Source organism: Alteromonas sp. G4i13 (assembly GCF_054960505.1).
This window is the reverse complement of the sequence record NZ_JBHNYX010000010.1, coordinates 20,652-36,037: the sequence shown is the minus strand read 5'-3', so window position 1 is coordinate 36,037 and position 15,386 is coordinate 20,652. Positions and strand designations below refer to the sequence as shown.

General features: G+C 45.2%; 13 protein-coding genes. 7 read left to right on the top strand and 6 right to left on the bottom strand.

Annotated features, from left to right (window positions below):
* The first annotated feature begins 88 nt into the window (after positions 1–88).
* Entirely contained in the window at positions 89–445 is a 357-nt protein-coding gene (locus ACFI6J_RS06825) for a hypothetical protein (protein ID WP_374961953.1), read from the top strand.
* A gap of 93 nt (positions 446–538) precedes the next feature.
* Here the strand turns inward: ACFI6J_RS06825 and ACFI6J_RS06820 are convergent, their stop codons facing one another.
* Positions 539–2,785 (bottom strand): TonB-dependent receptor, encoded by a 2,247-nt coding sequence (locus ACFI6J_RS06820; RefSeq protein WP_462585890.1) that lies wholly within the window; start codon positions 2,783–2,785, stop codon positions 539–541.
* A gap of 262 nt (positions 2,786–3,047) precedes the next feature.
* On the bottom strand, positions 3,048–4,037 hold the full coding sequence (locus ACFI6J_RS06815; protein ID WP_462585888.1) for a GlxA family transcriptional regulator: 990 nt from the start codon (positions 4,035–4,037) through the stop codon (positions 3,048–3,050).
* 142 nt (positions 4,038–4,179) lie between these two features.
* Between ACFI6J_RS06815 and ACFI6J_RS06810 the strand changes: the two genes are divergently transcribed.
* The 4 genes from ACFI6J_RS06810 (at position 4,180) to ACFI6J_RS06795 (ending at position 8,148) form a co-directional block, all read left to right on the top strand.
* On the top strand, positions 4,180–5,982 hold the full coding sequence (locus tag ACFI6J_RS06810) for an acyl-CoA dehydrogenase (RefSeq protein ID WP_239259820.1): 1,803 nt from the start codon (positions 4,180–4,182) through the stop codon (positions 5,980–5,982).
* 76 nt (positions 5,983–6,058) lie between these two features.
* Positions 6,059–6,826 (top strand): SDR family NAD(P)-dependent oxidoreductase, encoded by a 768-nt coding sequence (locus ACFI6J_RS06805; RefSeq protein ID WP_462585886.1) that lies wholly within the window; start codon positions 6,059–6,061, stop codon positions 6,824–6,826.
* A 76-nt stretch (positions 6,827–6,902) separates the two neighbouring features.
* Positions 6,903–7,664 carry an SDR family oxidoreductase gene (locus ACFI6J_RS06800; protein WP_014949725.1) on the top strand — a complete coding sequence of 254 codons (762 nt, stop codon included), beginning with the start codon at positions 6,903–6,905 and terminating at the stop codon, positions 7,662–7,664.
* Positions 7,665–7,689: 25 nt separating this feature from the next.
* Complete coding sequence (locus ACFI6J_RS06795; protein ID WP_014949724.1) at positions 7,690–8,148, top strand: YaiI/YqxD family protein; 459 nt, start codon at positions 7,690–7,692, stop codon at positions 8,146–8,148.
* An 80-nt stretch (positions 8,149–8,228) separates the two neighbouring features.
* On the opposite strand, the gene ACFI6J_RS06790 is transcribed toward ACFI6J_RS06795, so the two are convergent.
* From ACFI6J_RS06790 to ACFI6J_RS06775, 4 genes are all read right to left on the bottom strand, one after another.
* Entirely contained in the window at positions 8,229–8,480 is a 252-nt protein-coding gene (locus ACFI6J_RS06790) for a hypothetical protein (protein WP_458731984.1), read from the bottom strand.
* 66 nt (positions 8,481–8,546) lie between these two features.
* The gene (locus tag ACFI6J_RS06785) at positions 8,547–10,712 is read right to left on the bottom strand and encodes a S46 family peptidase (RefSeq protein WP_283629146.1); all 2,166 of its coding nucleotides are present in this window, start codon (positions 10,710–10,712) and stop codon (positions 8,547–8,549) included.
* A 286-nt stretch (positions 10,713–10,998) separates the two neighbouring features.
* A complete protein-coding gene (locus ACFI6J_RS06780) occupies positions 10,999–12,189 on the bottom strand; it encodes an amino acid aminotransferase (RefSeq protein ID WP_462585883.1) in 1,191 nt (396 codons plus the stop codon).
* Positions 12,190–12,336: 147 nt separating this feature from the next.
* Positions 12,337–13,119: an NRDE family protein gene (locus ACFI6J_RS06775; protein WP_462585882.1), complete on the bottom strand. Its 783-nt coding sequence runs from the start codon at positions 13,117–13,119 to the stop codon at positions 12,337–12,339.
* 241 nt (positions 13,120–13,360) lie between these two features.
* Between ACFI6J_RS06775 and ACFI6J_RS06770 the strand changes: the two genes are divergently transcribed.
* Both ACFI6J_RS06770 and ACFI6J_RS06765 read left to right on the top strand, forming a co-directional pair.
* Entirely contained in the window at positions 13,361–13,996 is a 636-nt protein-coding gene (locus ACFI6J_RS06770) for a 1-acyl-sn-glycerol-3-phosphate acyltransferase (RefSeq protein ID WP_462585880.1), read from the top strand.
* Positions 13,997–14,093: 97 nt separating this feature from the next.
* Positions 14,094–15,335, top strand: coding sequence for a cystathionine gamma-synthase family protein (locus tag ACFI6J_RS06765; RefSeq protein ID WP_462585879.1), 1,242 nt, complete (start codon positions 14,094–14,096; stop codon positions 15,333–15,335).
* Positions 15,336–15,386 lie beyond the last annotated feature (51 nt).

Sequence of the window (15,386 nt, the reverse complement as noted above, 5' to 3'; positions counted from 1 at the left end):
AAATGAACATATACTGTATAAACATCAGTATGGTTTATTTTGAGTCTTATCTTGGTTCGCTAAAAAGCGCAACGTTTAGGAGATAGTTATGCAAACAGGCATTAAAGCGGTTGATCAGCTTATTTCAAAACACGGCATTATGGCTGAATTCGGATCAGACACGTTTCAACGCCGTAGCCGCTTGACTGGGGGCGACGAGCGCGCAAATGGGTTGCCTTTCTGTATGTATCAAAAGGTGGTACATGCCCCTTTGTCTCATCAATTTACCGTGCATCACTTTTATATGCCGGGTAATAAGGGGAAATTAGCGAGCTTTTTGTTTAATGAAAAAGGGCAATTAATTGAGCAGGTCTACTACCAGAAAGTTGCCCGCTGGGTGCAGGTGTGCAGAAAGTTACAGCAGCTAGTACAAATGCCTACGTCTGATATTCATATGGCGGCGTAACAGATAAAAAAGCGGTAACGTTTCTCAACGTCACCGCTTTTCTACTAAATAGATAGGTAGCTACAATGGAAGAGAGTAGCTACTTAACTTTTCTTAGTAATATGTGTACTTAAACTCAACACCCCAAATACGAGGTTCGTTTACAATACCCGTTAAGTTTGCAAAGTCGATTGCACCTTTAACGTTGTCTTCGTCTGTTATGTTACGACCGAATAGCGCTACCGTGTAGTTGTGCGCAAAGTTCTCATAACCAATGCGTAGACCGCCTTCGAAATTGTCGTCTGTAGTAAACTCAACCGCTTCATATAGGAAGATGTTGGTTTCACCTTGGAACGCCCAATCAGTAAACACGAAGAACTCACCGTCATCACCCATAGGGATAGTGTAACGTGCAGTGAAGTTAAAGATTGATTCAGGTGCTTGCGGGAAAGGGTTTCCGTCAATGATTGCATTGAATCCATCTGGGCGGTCGTCAGTTACTGTACAGTAGCCAGTGAAGCCATCAGATGCGCTTGTACCACAAGGTGCAACCGTTAAAGAGTCATCTTTGATCTCAGTGTGGTTGTAGCTGTAGCCAGCAGTAAAGGTAAGTTCGTCAGTCGCTAGCCATTGAGCGTCTACTTCAAAACCATAAGCTTCACCTTCGTCAGCATTCACTAGCGCAGTAAAGTTGTTACCACCACCAATGGCCGAGAACTGCATGTCATCAACGGTGTAGTAGAACGCAGCAGCGTTTAGACGTAGCGTGTCGTCGAATAGGTCTGACTTAATACCCACTTCAAAAGAGTTGATCGTTTCTGCGTCTGCAACTGAAGGTGCACCTTCAAATGCAACGTCACGACCTTGGATAGTTTGCGCTCTGAAACCATTAGCATAGCGAGCAAAAACAGACATGTCGTCAGTTACACGGTAGTTCGCGCTAAGCTCAAAGCTTGTTTGACCGTCATCTACGTTGATGTCTTCGTAATCCTGAACGGCAGCAATGCCTAGAACAACGGCAAACCCGTCAACGTTTTGTTCGCCAACAACAAGAGATTTCTTGTCGTGAGTGTAACGGATACCACCAGTAACGTTTAGCTTGTCGTTAACTTGGTAAGATGACTGACCGAATACCGCCCATGTTTGGTTTTCATGGAATACCGTAGTCGCACCAAAGAAACCGTCGATGCTGGTTACATTGAACGATGCATCGTAATAGAAAGCACCTACTTGCCAGTTCATTGGGTCGCTGGTGTTGCTTGCTAAACGAAATTCTTGCGTGTACTGCTCTAGATCGTCAAGGTTATCTTGAGTCACAAAGTTTTGTGAAGCAATCGCGTCGCCGTCGATGTCGCCAAGGCTTGAACCTTCAGCGGTTTCAATTGCAGAGATTGAAGTAAAGGTTACATCGTCCATGTCGTATTCTAGTTTAAGTGATGCACCTAAACCTTCATAAGACTGTGGGTTGTTATCTGTACCGTTACCTTCTAGATCGCCATCGTAGCTTACTGTTTCGCGGTCGTAGCTATCGTTAAGGTCATTGCTGCCTTTATTAAAAACGTTTCCACGGAAAATTGAAGCAGTACCGTCTAAGTCGCGGCCGTGTACGTTGAGAAGTGCAGAGAAGTCCGCTGATGGCTCCCAAAGAAGCTGTAAGCGCCATGCTTTTTCGTCGAAGCCGCCTAATGCGTCGTTTTGACCTGTTGCTGCGTTGTCGATGTAATCATCACGCTCTTGTGACAATACAGAAAGACGGGCAGAAAGTTCGTCAGTAAGGCCGCCGCTAATAGCGCCTTCGAAGTTCATTGTACCGTATGAACCGAAGCCTGCTTTCGCGTAACCTTCAACGTCTTGGGTTGGTTTTACTGTATCAAATTTGATGATACCAGCAGTGGTGTTACGACCAAATAGTGTACCTTGTGGGCCACGAAGTACTTCAACTTGCTGAACGTCGAAAAGCGGGAAGCTTTTAAGTACCACGTTTTCCATTACCACTTCGTCCATGATAATAGAAACAGGTTGTGATGCAGCAAGGTCGAAGTCGGTGTTACCTAGACCACGAATATAAAAACGCGGCGCAACACGACCATTTGATGACTCAGCATAAAGACCAGGTACGCGAACCGCTAGAGCAAGAATATCTTCACCGCCAGAGAATAGGCTTTCGAATTTCTCACCGCTTAGCGTCGCAACAGAAATAGGCACTTCCTGAATTGACTGAGTACGCTTTTGCGCAGTAACGGTAATCTGTTCAAGTGAGGCTTCTTTTTTTTCTGTCGTCGCGGCCTCTTGTGCAAGAACTGAAGAGCTGAACGCAGCACTAACGGCTAACGCTAGTGTGGCGATTTTGTGTGTTCTCATGTTTCCACCAAGATGATTTTAAATTTATACTTTTGTAGTGTTTTTAGCACAAAAATTAACAATCTATGCTTGGCGCTGCATTTTACACAAACTTTTACATAAAAACTTCAAATTTGTGCAAACCAAGGCGTTTTTCATCGAAAATGCACAATATTAGTTAGATTGAATATAACTAAAAAGCCTGTGTGCACAGGCATGGAACATCAAACTTAATAGAGAGATATTTTTTGGTGCAAGTAGTCTACTAACCATCTAAATCAAATTAGCCTCGCTTGAATTTCGCTCGGTATTGAGAAGGTGATAAACCAGTCGTTTTTTTAAATAGTCGGGTGAACGAGCTAAGGTCTTCATAGCCTACAGCGCTAATCACGCTCTCTAACGGCATACTAGAGGTTTCTAAGAGCTTTCTCGCGTGCTCAATGCGCAGCGACTGTAAATACTGACCTGGTGTAATATCACACGCGTTTTTAAATCGGCGTATAAGTGTGCGTTCGGTCATATTATGCCGTAGCGCTAGTTCGCTTAGCGTACATTTATTTTGTACGTTCTTTTCCAGAAAAGACTGTACCGCTTTAATGTCCTTGTCTGAGTGAAATCGTCGCTGACGACTGCTGGCGTAAATAGTTTGGCTTGTTCTGGACACATCCAAAACGTGGGATTTTGCCGTATCGCTCGCAATCTGATGACCACAGTAGCGTTCTATCAACAAGATAGATAAATCAATCCACGCCATGCCGCCGCCTGCACAAAACACCGTATCGTCTTCAGTAACCATTTTCTCGGGTTGTAAGTTTACGGTAGGGTACATGGCCTTAAATTTATCTGCATATCCCCAATGTGTAGTGGCAATTTTATTATCCAATAATTCAGATTGGGCCAAAAGGAAAGTACCGGTGCAATTGGCGGCAATGTCGGCCCCAATTTTCTGAAGACGCCTTATATGTACAAGCAGAGGCGCTGTGCTTTCTAGCACTTCATCAATATCGCCACCAATGGTGGGAATTAACAAGACATCAGTCTGTGAGACTTCTTCGATGGCAATATTGGGCTGTAGAACAACTTGATTAGAGCAAAGAATAGGCTGCCCATGGTGACTGGCCAACTGTACTTTAAACTGAGGGTTGGTTGGTAAGTTGTGTATTCGCTGCCAACTAATACCTGCGAAAGCAAATACATCGAGGGCTCCTGTAATGGCAGATGCCAAGGCTTGGTTAAAGCCGAGTACGGTAACGGTGAACTTCGTGTTATTCATAAAAATAATTCGATTTATAAAATAAGATAAAACTCAGTGATTGTTGGCGTGATTGACCATTATTGTGTCATTAATGACAATGATGGCACGATAACGAATATGACACAATGTGTTAACAAGTTTTCGTAGAGGACAGGACACCATGGCCGATCAACTTATTCCCCGCCGTGAAATGCAATTTCAGCTGTACGAAGTATTAAACACCGCAGCCTTATGTGAAAAAGCTCGCTTCGAAGAGCACAATGTAGAAACCTTCAACGCTGTTATTGATATGGCCGAGAAGATGGCAGAAGAGTTATTTCTTCCTCATAATGCCGTTGCTGATAAAAACGAGCCTACATTCGATGGCACTAAAGTCTCTATGATTGACGACGTAAAAGTGGCCTTCGATACTTATAGAGAATCGGGCTTTATCGCGGGTCACTTCGATTTTGAAGATGGCGGTATGCAGCTTCCTGTTACCGTGATGAATGCCTGCGCGGGCTATTTTTTAGCGGCAAACCCATCGTCAACCGCTTATCCTTTCTTAACTGCGGCGGCCGCCAATGTCATTAAACACTTTGCCTCCGAAGATATCAAAAGTGCGTTTCTATCAAAAATGCTAGCGGGTGACTTCACTGGCACCATGGCACTTACCGAGCCCCATGCCGGTTCGTCACTTGCTGATATTCGTACATCAGCAAGGCCGCAAGATGATGGTACGTACCGAATCAAAGGCAGCAAGATTTATATATCAGGTGGTGAGCATGAGCTTTCTGACAACATCGTACATTTGGTGTTGGCGAAAATTCCAGGTGGTCCAGCTGGTGTAAAAGGCATCTCCTTATTTGCTGTACCTAAATACCGTCTCGACGCTGACGGCAATCCAGATGTGCGCAACGATGTAACCCTTGCTGGTCTTATACATAAAATGGGCTACCGAGGTACGACTTCAACCGCACTAACCTTTGGCGAAAATGGTGACTGCCACGGCTACCTGATTGGCGAGCCGCACCAGGGTTTGCGCTACATGTTCATGATGATGAACGAAGCACGCATTGGCGTGGGCTATGGTGCTGCCATGATAGGGTATCGCGGGTACCGTTACTCACTAGAATACGCAAAAGATCGTACCCAAGGTCGCGCTGCGCCTAATCTTGCGCCAGAAGACGAGCCTACACCTATTATCAATCACGGTGACGTGCGACGTATGTTGCTAGCGCAAAAGGCCTACTGTGAAGGCGGTATGTCCCTCTGCTTGTACGGCAGCATGCTCATCGATGAGATGGAAACGGAAACTGACAGCGAAAAGCGTACCGAACTTTCTCAGCTTTTAGATCTTTTAACACCCGTGTTCAAAGCATGGCCTTCGGAGTTTGGCCCTAAAGCCAACGATTTGGCAATTCAAATTCTAGGTGGTGCGGGCTACACCCGTGAATATCCTGTTGAGCAGTGCTGGCGCGATAACCGCTTAAACCCAATTCATGAGGGCACGAATGGTATTCAGGCGTTAGACCTGCTGGGAAGAAAGTTATGGCAGCACGACGGCAAAGGCCTTCAGGTGCTGCTTTCTCGTGTAACAAGCGATATGAAGCGCGCAGAAACGCCCAGAGCACAGGCGCTAGCTGCAAAATTAAAACCATACTTAGACCAGCTTGGCGGTTTAATACAACAAGCTGCGGCCGACCTGCGCTCTGATAAACAGCCTGTTTTACTAACTAACGCGAGCTGCTTTTTAAATATCTTTTCAAGTTGTGTGGTGAGCTGGATTTGGCTGCGCCAGGCAAATGTTGCCGAACAAGCACTCGCTAATGGTGCTGGCGAGCAAGACGTTGACTTTTATGAAGGTAAGTTATCAGCAGCTGAATACTTCTTAAATTGGGAGTTACCGCTAGTCAGTCGCGATATTGAGGTGCTTTCTTCACGCGAGGCGACGTGTAACAACGTAAAAGCGAGTTATTTTTAATCGTTCAAATCAAGAAGCATGCGCAGTGACCAAAATTAACGGCGTTGCGCTTGTTCACTAAATTGGAGTACAGCTAATGAATGTAGCTGCAAATGTCGAAGGCAAGCATATTCTTATTACTGGTGGCGGCTCGGGTATTGGTGCTGCTTCGGCTCGCGTATTGAGTGCGCGTGGTGCAACAGTCGGTATTGCCGACTTAAACAAAGGTAATGCCAAAACATTGGCTGAAGAAATTGTTGCTGCAGGTGGCAAAGCCTATGCGGTGGCTGTGGATGTTACCGAACCGGCTCAGGTCAAAGCGATGTTCGACACGGCGCTTTCTCATAATGACAAAATTGACGTAATTATTAATAACGCGGGTATCGACCATTTTCCAGCTCCGCTAACTGAAGTCGATGACGCCATGTTTATGAAGAATATTCAGGTCAACTTAGCTGGCGTGTGGTATTGCATGAAGAACGCCCTTAAGCATATGACGACGACAGGCGGTGGCCACATCATCAATATTGCCTCTGTAGCTGGATTGCGCTCTGCGCCTATGATTAGTGCTTACAGCGCTTCAAAACATGGGGTAGTGGGGCTTACTAAATCGGCGGCGGTGGAATACGCAAGGGCGAACATACGCATAAACGCTGTTTGTCCAAGCTTTGTAGATACCCCTATGGTGCAAGGCGTTTTATCAAAATTGGATGAAAGAGGCCAAAAAGGGCTTATTGGCGCAAATCCAATGAAGCGTTTGGGTAAACCAGAAGAGATTGCTAACGCCATTGCTTGGTTGTGTAGTGATGAGTCGTCATTCATGACGGGTCAGTCAGTAGTACTCGACGGTGGTATGTTGGCCTAGAGCAGGCACCGCAACAAGCGTTAATAAGAGAAATTAAGCACACAGCACTTTATCAGCAAGAATTAAGGATATGACAATGAAGAACCTTTTTGATTTAACAGGAAAAGTGGCACTGGTTACAGGTGCAAGTCGCGGTATCGGTGAGTCTATTGCCCGTTTGCTTGCCCAGTATGGCGCGCATGTAATTGTATCAAGCCGCAAAATTGACGGCTGTGAAGCCGTGGCTTCTTCAATTCGTGACGCAGGTGGTAAGGCGACAGCGCTAGCGTGTCATGTGGGTGAAATGGAGCAAATTACAGAAGCATTTAATGTCATTAAACGCGATTTTGGAAAACTGGATATTTTAGTAAACAACGCGGCAGCCAATCCTTACTTTGGGCATATCTTAGATACTGATCTTGGCGCCTACAATAAAACTGTAGACGTCAATATTCGTGGCTACTTCTTCATGTCGATTGAAGCTGGCAAAATGATGAAAGAGCAGGGTGGTGGCGTCATTCTCAACACGGCATCGGTAAATGGCGTAACACCGGGCGACATGCAGGGGATTTATTCTATTACCAAAGCTGCGGTTATCAGCATGACTAAGTCATTTGCAAAAGAGTGCGGTAGCTTGAACATTCGCGTAAACGCATTATTGCCAGGCTTAACCGATACTAAATTTGCGTCAGCGTTAACAACTAATGAGCAAATCCTGAAGCACGCACTTAAAGTTATTCCACTAGGTCGTGTCGCTGACCCAGATGAAATGGCGGGCACGGTATTGTATTTAGTATCAGACGCTTCAACCTACACGACCGGCACGACAGTGGTAGTAGATGGTGGTATGCTAGCGTAATTAGATACAGTTACGAGATACGACCATGCATATATGGGTTGACGCCGACGCGTGCCCTGCAGTGATCAAAGACATTCTTTTTAAGGCAGCCAGACGTACCAAGCTGCCTTTGTCTTTGGTGGCTAACCATTCCATGTCTGTTCCACCAGACAAGCACATAACCTTAACGCAAGTGCCGTCAGGCTTCGATGCCGCTGACGATTATATAGTAGAGAAGTGTGAAGCGGGTGACTTGGTGATTACCAATGACATTCCATTGGCCGCTGATGTACTGGCAAAAAATGCGCTAGCATTAAATAATCGTGGTGAAGAATACGATAAGTCGTCTATTAAGCAGATACTGGGCATGCGGGATTTCATGGAAACCATGCGCTCAAGCGGAGAACACACAGGCGGTCCAAAAGCCTTCTCCCAACGTGACAAACAAAACTTCGCCAACGCACTAGACCGACTCCTCACCCAAGGCCTCCGCAACCTCAAATAAAATAATGGGGTCAGAGTACATTAATTTGGGGGTCAGAGTACTTTAAATACTGAAAAAAGTACTCTGACCCCCATTGGGTTTTAGCAATCTCCACCACCGCCATCACTGCTACAAGATGAGCTTGAGCTACTGCTTGGCGTGTATATCGCTGAGGCGCCATCGCTTTGAGAGCCTGGCGTAGCGCCTCGAGTATTGGAAATAAACGTAATTAGGAACACCAACGCACATAGCGAAACAATAGCGATAGATGCTTTCCACTCGCCGGTTATAGCTCCGCTATAACACGAGTACGCAGCCACGGCTAAACTAACAAGCCTTATTAGTAACCTCATAACGATCTCCTTTTCAGTTAACGGAAATGGGAGACAGAAATTTACTCTGACCCCATTATTTGGTGGTTATTTAACGATGGTCATTTCTTCGATGAGGTTTGTTGCACCGTCAACGTATTCCATTACCCATAACATGTAGCGGCTATCTACATGGATGGTACGGGTTGTTTTCGGATCAAAATCCCAATCAGAATTTACACTCTCGAATGTACCGTCAAACAACAGGCCGATAAGCTCTGCTTTTGCGTTGAGCGTTGCTGAGCCTGAGTTACCGCCTGTTGAATCTAAATCCGTCAGGAAGTTTACCGGCACGCTGTTAATAGCGTCTAACTTGTAAGGGCCGTATTTCTTATCTTCAATAAGCTCAAGCTGTTTTTTAGGTGAGTCGAATGGTGTCTCGCCCGTGTCTTTTTCGGTAATACCTTCAAGACGAGTAAACGGCTCGTAAATCAGACCGTCTTTAGGCGAGCCGCCCATTACATTGCCGTAAGTAACACGCAGCGTACTATTTGCATCTGGATAAGCAAGGCTGCCAAGAGATTTTTGCCACTCAATAATGGCACTCATGTATTTAGGGCGAAGCGCGGCAGCTTTACCGCTTAGCGTTTTGCTCTTATCTTCAATAGCCATCTCGGTATCGAACAGGGCAACCGCAAGTTTAATGAACGGGTCGTTGCTATTTTCGAAATCAGCGCGGCTTGCAGTTAACCATTTCAAACGTTCTTCAGTGTTAGTCAATGAAGTCTTGTCGTAAAACGCCTTTAACTTCTTCTGAAGTGTTTTTCCGTCAGTATCACTATCAATGCCTACTGCTTTATCGAACGCGGCTACTCGGTTTTCTTCAGGCTGTTCAAGGTACATACTAATCATTTTTTGCCAAACGGCCTGATCAACGGCCGGATCAAAGCGACGCTCAATGCGCTCTACGCCTTCTTTCAGGCGAATTTGATCGCGGTCCTGAAATCCAGATTCACGTTCTGCGTCCGGCTTTTCTTTTTCGATGGCATTGCGATACAGGGTTTGAGCTGACGACAAGAGTTGTGCACGACTTAGGTTGTTGTACCAGAAGTTTTGCTTGTTCATTTGCATTTGTTCAGCACTAACCGCATCAAGATCGGCTAGTGCTTGCTTCATTTCACTCTTACCGTTTTTATCAAGCCATGCAGCTAGTTGCTCTTCACGCTCAGCGCGACGTGGAACAAGTCCAACGCGTTTAGCGCCAGAAAGCTGGCCTAACGTATTTTTGTGGAAGTTGTTAAGACCCGCTAACAATGCTTCGTATTTGATACGCGCATCGCTGCCTTCTTCAGATGCACTTTCGATAGTCTTGATCCACGCGTCTACCAGTTCAAGGTAAGTGGGATATAACCAATCAAACGTGTACGATACTTGTGATAAACGTGCATAGCGATTAGTAGAGCCAGGGTAGCCCGCTGCCATAACAAAGTCGCCGTCTTCAAGTCCAGCTGCCGAAACTTTTAAGAAATGCTCAGGTTTAAACGGCACGTTCTCTTCACTGTAATCAGCAGGTTTACCGTCTTTACCCACATAAGCACGATAGAAAGAGAAGTCGCCCGTATGACGAGGCCACATCCAGTTATCTACATCACCACCGTATTTACCAATTGAATCAGCAGGCGCGTAGGCAATGCGCACGTCACGAATTTCCATTTGCTTAATTAGCTTATACTCAAGGCCTTGGAAAAACGAAGGCACAGAGCAGCGGAAGCCCGCTTCAGACTCACATTCTGCAATTAATGCTTTGCGGTTCGCTTCAATGAGGTCGTAGCGCTCGCGTCCTTGAACGTCATCGCTGATACCGCCAATGACGTTGTCGGTTACATCAGAAAAATCGACCGTAACGAACATGCGTGTACCCGGCGCGGCCGGCAGTTCTTCACCAATTTCTTTTGCTAGGAAACCATCTTTTAAATAGTTGTTTTCTGGGGTGCTGTTATATTGAACAGAGCCGCGCGCACAGTGGTGATTAGTAACGGCCAAGCCTTTGTCAGAGACAAACGATGCTGAACAGCCACCTAATGAAACAATCGCGCCCATAGGAAACGCGGTTAGGTCGTTAATACTACTAGCAGGGATTGCTAAGCCTGTTTCTTTTAAATCGCCGGCAATTGAAGGGAGTTGTTCTGGCGTGAACATGCCTTCCTTAGCATTTACTTGCATTGCACTGCCAAGTAGCGCGGCAGAAAGACAAAATACACTTACTTTAGACATGGGTGATCCTTGTTCTTGTCGTTAATCTCATTGTTATAAGTCAGTCGTAACAAATACCAAGTTAACGTGTACGTCAACATTGTTATAGTGTAACGATTATATTCTGCTTGCCCTACTAAAAAGCGTATAGCGCACCGCGTGAATTTGTTAAAAAGTGTAACTAGCCGCCACTGACAGCGTAGTTGGGGCGTTCATCGCAGAAATAGGAAGACGGGTAATTTGAAGGCAATAAAAAAGGCAGGGTAAGAACCCTGCCTTTTGGATCTTAAGAATCAATAGTTCGTACTTAAAGCACTGATACCAATGCTTTAGCTAGTGTTTCTACGTTTTCTTGGTTGATGCCCGCAATGTTAACGCGGCTAGAATCAACAAAATACACACTGTGCTTTTCACGCACTTCGCGCACTTGCTCTGGAGTGATACACAAGAATGAGAACATACCTTTTTGGTCGTTTACGAAGCTAAAGTCTTTAGGCGAGCCATTATCGTGAAGGTTTTGAACTAGCATCGCACGGAGTGATTTCATGCGATCGCGCATTTCGTTCACTTCAGATACCCACTCGTTGTTAAGTGCTTCGTCAGCTAGGATGATGTCTACCAACGCGCCGCCGTAGCTTGGTGGCATAGAGTAGATGCCACGTGCGATTGACTGAATTTGACCCTGAGCAATTTTACGGGTTGCTGAATCTTCAGTAATAATGGCAGCTAAACCAACACGTTCGCGATAAAGTCCAAAGTTCTTAGAACAAGAAGCCGCAACAATTACCTCTGGAAGGTTTTCAACCAATAAACGCATGCCGTACGCATCTTCATCTAAGCCTTCACCAAAGCCTAAGTATGCAACGTCGATAAATGGTAGGAACTCACGCTCTTTAGCGACTTCTAATACTTCATCCCACTGAGCGTTGGTAAGGTCAGCACCCGTAGGGTTGTGACAGCAACCGTGAAGAAGAACGATATCGCCTTTTTCTGTTTTACGTAGCGTTTCCATCATAGCGTCAAAGCGAATGCTTGCTGACGCTTTATCGAAGTACGGGTAGGTTTCGATTTTAAGACCCGCAGAGCCGATAAGTGGAATGTGGTTCGCCCATGTTGGGTCGCTTACCCATACTTTAGCGTTGTCGTTACAACGGGCAAGTAGTTCTGAAAGAATACGCAATGCACCGCAACCACCTGGAGCTTGAACCGCTGCAACGCGGTCTGCTAATAGAACGGGGCTAGTCTTACCTAATAGCAAAGACAACATACCGTCGATAAAACCTTGATTGCCCTGAGGCGTGATGTAGGTTTTGCTAGTTTCGGTATCTAAAAGCACTTTTTGCGCTTTTGCGACACTTGAAAGAATAGGGGTATTACCTTGCTCATCTTTATATACGCCAACACCTAAATCGATTTTGTTTGGGTTGGTGTCTTCACGAAAAGCAGCTGACAGGCCAAGAATTGGATCTGGGGCGAGATGGGGTAATACTTCAAACACGATATGTCCTCACGTTACGTTGGTATGCAAAAGATAGCAGGCTGGCATTATGCCACCGATGGTAGAAAAAACGACCCCTAAAGGTTGAAAATATTTCAATTAGTCGAGGAAAGAAAACGTAAACGAAAGTTTCATTTCAAAAACACCCTAAATTGAAAAAGAAAAAGCGCGGGTTTCTTGTGCTTCGCCTTTGTCTGAAAAGCGTCGTTCTTTCCAGGTCAGCGTATTGTTTCTATCTACTAATAGCAGTGTAGAGGTACGCGTTCCGTATTTTTCGGATTGAATAAAAATGGAAGACAACGCCTTTTCCCACTCATAGCCTACGCCCGTGTCGGGTAACAGGGCATCGTCGGCTTTATTGTCGTAACGTAAAATATCAAATAAGTCTTCATCATTAATGATGTTTTGTTTTGTGACATAATTGTTCAATGCGGTAACGCCCTGCGTGACTTTTGGCCAAGGTGTGGCAATATCCGCGTTAGACAAACCGTAGACACCAGTGTCGATAATGTGGGTCGAATTGTTTACGTTGTTGTAAACCTTAAGCGAATTTATATCTCCGAATAACAGGTTGTAGCCGTTGTATCGGTGGCGCGTTTTTTCTAGCGTTGCCAAGTATTGTGATTGTGCAACAGGCTTCATTTCGACTGAGTCGTGCTTCAGCCAGTTGGCGACTAATTCACCTCGCGATACCGCATTTTTATTGATGTTGTGTGGGTCCCTTACATTAGTAAGCGCCGCCACATATCCGTTACGCGTAACACCCATCCAGGTTCCATTAGCTTCTAAGTCTTGTCCGGCGAGCAAATGCGGGTGGCTTTTCCAGAATGAAGACGGCGCGGTTGGTCGTGCGTAAAACTCATCCCGATTCGCAGCGATGATAAGCGGGTAGTCATCTCGCATATTGTTTGCGATAAATAAAATACACATAGCTATATTAAGCCCATATTCTCTAAGAATTCAAAACGCTGTATTGTTAACAATTGCGTTACAAACCCATTTTGATTACTCTTCGCCAAATTGCGCACACTCCAACGTTTTACTCTGTTAATTAATATGCGGGTACAATATGGAAAGTAAAGCGCTTTTCGTTACGGCATTCCACTTCGAAGCCTCAGAAAATAAATTAGCAAATAGATAACCTAAGTGTAGTAAGCAGAGCATAATAATAATGACGAAAACCTCACACCCTCAAACCCACTCTAAACGGGCCAATAGTGTTAAAGTTGGAGAGCATGTCCCTCGCAAGTGGCCCAACTGGTTGTCGTCGTTTGCAGCATGGGTGCTGACAAAAAGGGGCTGGCGTGTAGAAGGTGAACTAATCAATCAGAAAAAAGCCATTTTAGCGGTGGCACCGCACACATCGAACTGGGATTTCTTTATTGGCTTGTTCGTGGTTTTTTCCTTTAAGCTAAACATTAATTTTTTCGGAAAGCACACCATCTTTGCGCCCCCTTTGGGCGCTATTGTTAAAAGGCTAGGCGGCATTCCTATAGAGAGAAGTAAAGCGCATGGGGTGGTCACGTCTATTGCAAATAAGATAAAGGAAGCCGATCAATTAATACTCGCGTTAGCGCCAGAGGGTACACGAAGCCCCATTTATCCATGGAAAACAGGCTTTATGCACATTGCACGAGAAGCCGAAATTCCTATACAAGTCATTGGGTTGGACTACGCCAGAAAAATGATTGTGTTGGGGCCAATTATTCAGAAAGTGACTAACATAGATGAACAAATGCAAACTATTTATACGTTTTATGATAATGTTTGCGCAAAATATCCTAAAAACTGCATTACAAAGCCATAATCATTTCTATTGAAGTGGTAAGTACGCAACCGTATCAACTCAGAGTACTGGTGCGCACTCGGCTCGGTCGCAAACATCTATTTTCGGAGCTTCACCCGTGACAAAATTGGGATTCACAACCCGTCAGGTTCATTCTGATCGCATGCTAAATACGCCTGAACATGGTGGTGTTCACAGCAGCACGTCTAATTCAGTTCTTTTCGAGTTTAAAGATGCGCAGGGCATCATCGATGCGTTTCAAGGTAAACGAGCTGCTCATGTTTATTCTCGTTCATCGTCACCTTCTGTGGCGGCATTGCAAAATATGCTTAATGATCTGGAAGGCGGTGTAGGTACTTTGTGTTACTCAACCGGAATGGCGGCGATAAGCAGCTCGTTATTTGCTTTACTCAAAGCCGGCGACCATTTAATTGTAAGCCAATACCTTTTTGGTAATACGCGAAGCTTTTTTGAAACCATTAAAGATTTTGGTGTGCAGGTTACCCACACAGATGTGACCGACATTCAGCAAGTCAAAGAAGCTTACCAGCCAAACACAAAAGGCGTTTACACCGAAACCGTAGCTAACCCTGTGACACAGGTGGCCGACCTTCACGCCATTGGTCAATTCTGCGAAGAGAAGCACATGCTGTTTATGGTTGATAACACCATGACGCCACCCCCTGTTTTTTACGCTAAAGATGCTAAAGCGTCGTTAGTGTTTTGCTCGCTGACAAAATACATTGCAGGTCACGGTAACGTTTTAGGTGGTGCTGTCATCGATACGGGTAACTATGATTGGACTAAGTTTAGTAACCTAAAACCGGCTTATCAGGTTGCAGATACTGCACAGTGGGGCATTACACAAATCAAAAAGAAAGGTTTACGCGATTTAGGCGCTACATTGGCACCGCAATCAGCGACGGCCATTGCCCTAGGCATGGAAACCTTAGATTTACGTTTATCACGAAGTCAGCATAATGCTATGCAGTTGGCGACGTTCCTAGATAATCACCCCAAGGTATCTAAAGTCTTTTATCCAGGTCTTGCCGACCACCCTCAGCATTTCATGGCAAGGGAATACCTAAACGACGGCTATGGCGCAATTTTGAGTTTTGACCTTATCGACGGTGCTGATCCCGTGGCGTTTTTAAACGAAATGAAGTTAGTTATTTGCGCCACGCACTTAGGGGATAATCGCACCTTAGCGCTACCAGTTGCGCCTACTATTTATTTTGAGAACACGGCAGAAGAGCGTGAGTTAATGGGTATTTCCGATACCATGCTGCGTATCTCGGTAGGTATTGAAGACACTCAGGATCTGATTGCAGATTTCGACACGGCGCTAAATACCATATAGATAAAATCTTCTTGTCGAGAAAAACAAAAAAGGGGCGTTTGCCCCTTTTTT

Coding starts and splice junctions, on each gene's coding strand:
- ACFI6J_RS06825 (WP_374961953.1), top strand. CDS start 89: ATGCAAACAGGCATTAAAGCGGTTGATCAGCTTATTTCAAAACACGGC.
- ACFI6J_RS06820 (WP_462585890.1), bottom strand. CDS start 2,785: ATGAGAACACACAAAATCGCCACACTAGCGTTAGCCGTTAGTGCTGCG.
- ACFI6J_RS06815 (WP_462585888.1), bottom strand. CDS start 4,037: ATGAATAACACGAAGTTCACCGTTACCGTACTCGGCTTTAACCAAGCC.
- ACFI6J_RS06810 (WP_239259820.1), top strand. CDS start 4,180: ATGGCCGATCAACTTATTCCCCGCCGTGAAATGCAATTTCAGCTGTAC.
- ACFI6J_RS06805 (WP_462585886.1), top strand. CDS start 6,059: ATGAATGTAGCTGCAAATGTCGAAGGCAAGCATATTCTTATTACTGGT.
- ACFI6J_RS06800 (WP_014949725.1), top strand. CDS start 6,903: ATGAAGAACCTTTTTGATTTAACAGGAAAAGTGGCACTGGTTACAGGT.
- ACFI6J_RS06795 (WP_014949724.1), top strand. CDS start 7,690: ATGCATATATGGGTTGACGCCGACGCGTGCCCTGCAGTGATCAAAGAC.
- ACFI6J_RS06790 (WP_458731984.1), bottom strand. CDS start 8,480: ATGAGGTTACTAATAAGGCTTGTTAGTTTAGCCGTGGCTGCGTACTCG.
- ACFI6J_RS06785 (WP_283629146.1), bottom strand. CDS start 10,712: ATGTCTAAAGTAAGTGTATTTTGTCTTTCTGCCGCGCTACTTGGCAGT.
- ACFI6J_RS06775 (WP_462585882.1), bottom strand. CDS start 13,119: ATGTGTATTTTATTTATCGCAAACAATATGCGAGATGACTACCCGCTT.
- ACFI6J_RS06770 (WP_462585880.1), top strand. CDS start 13,361: ATGACGAAAACCTCACACCCTCAAACCCACTCTAAACGGGCCAATAGT.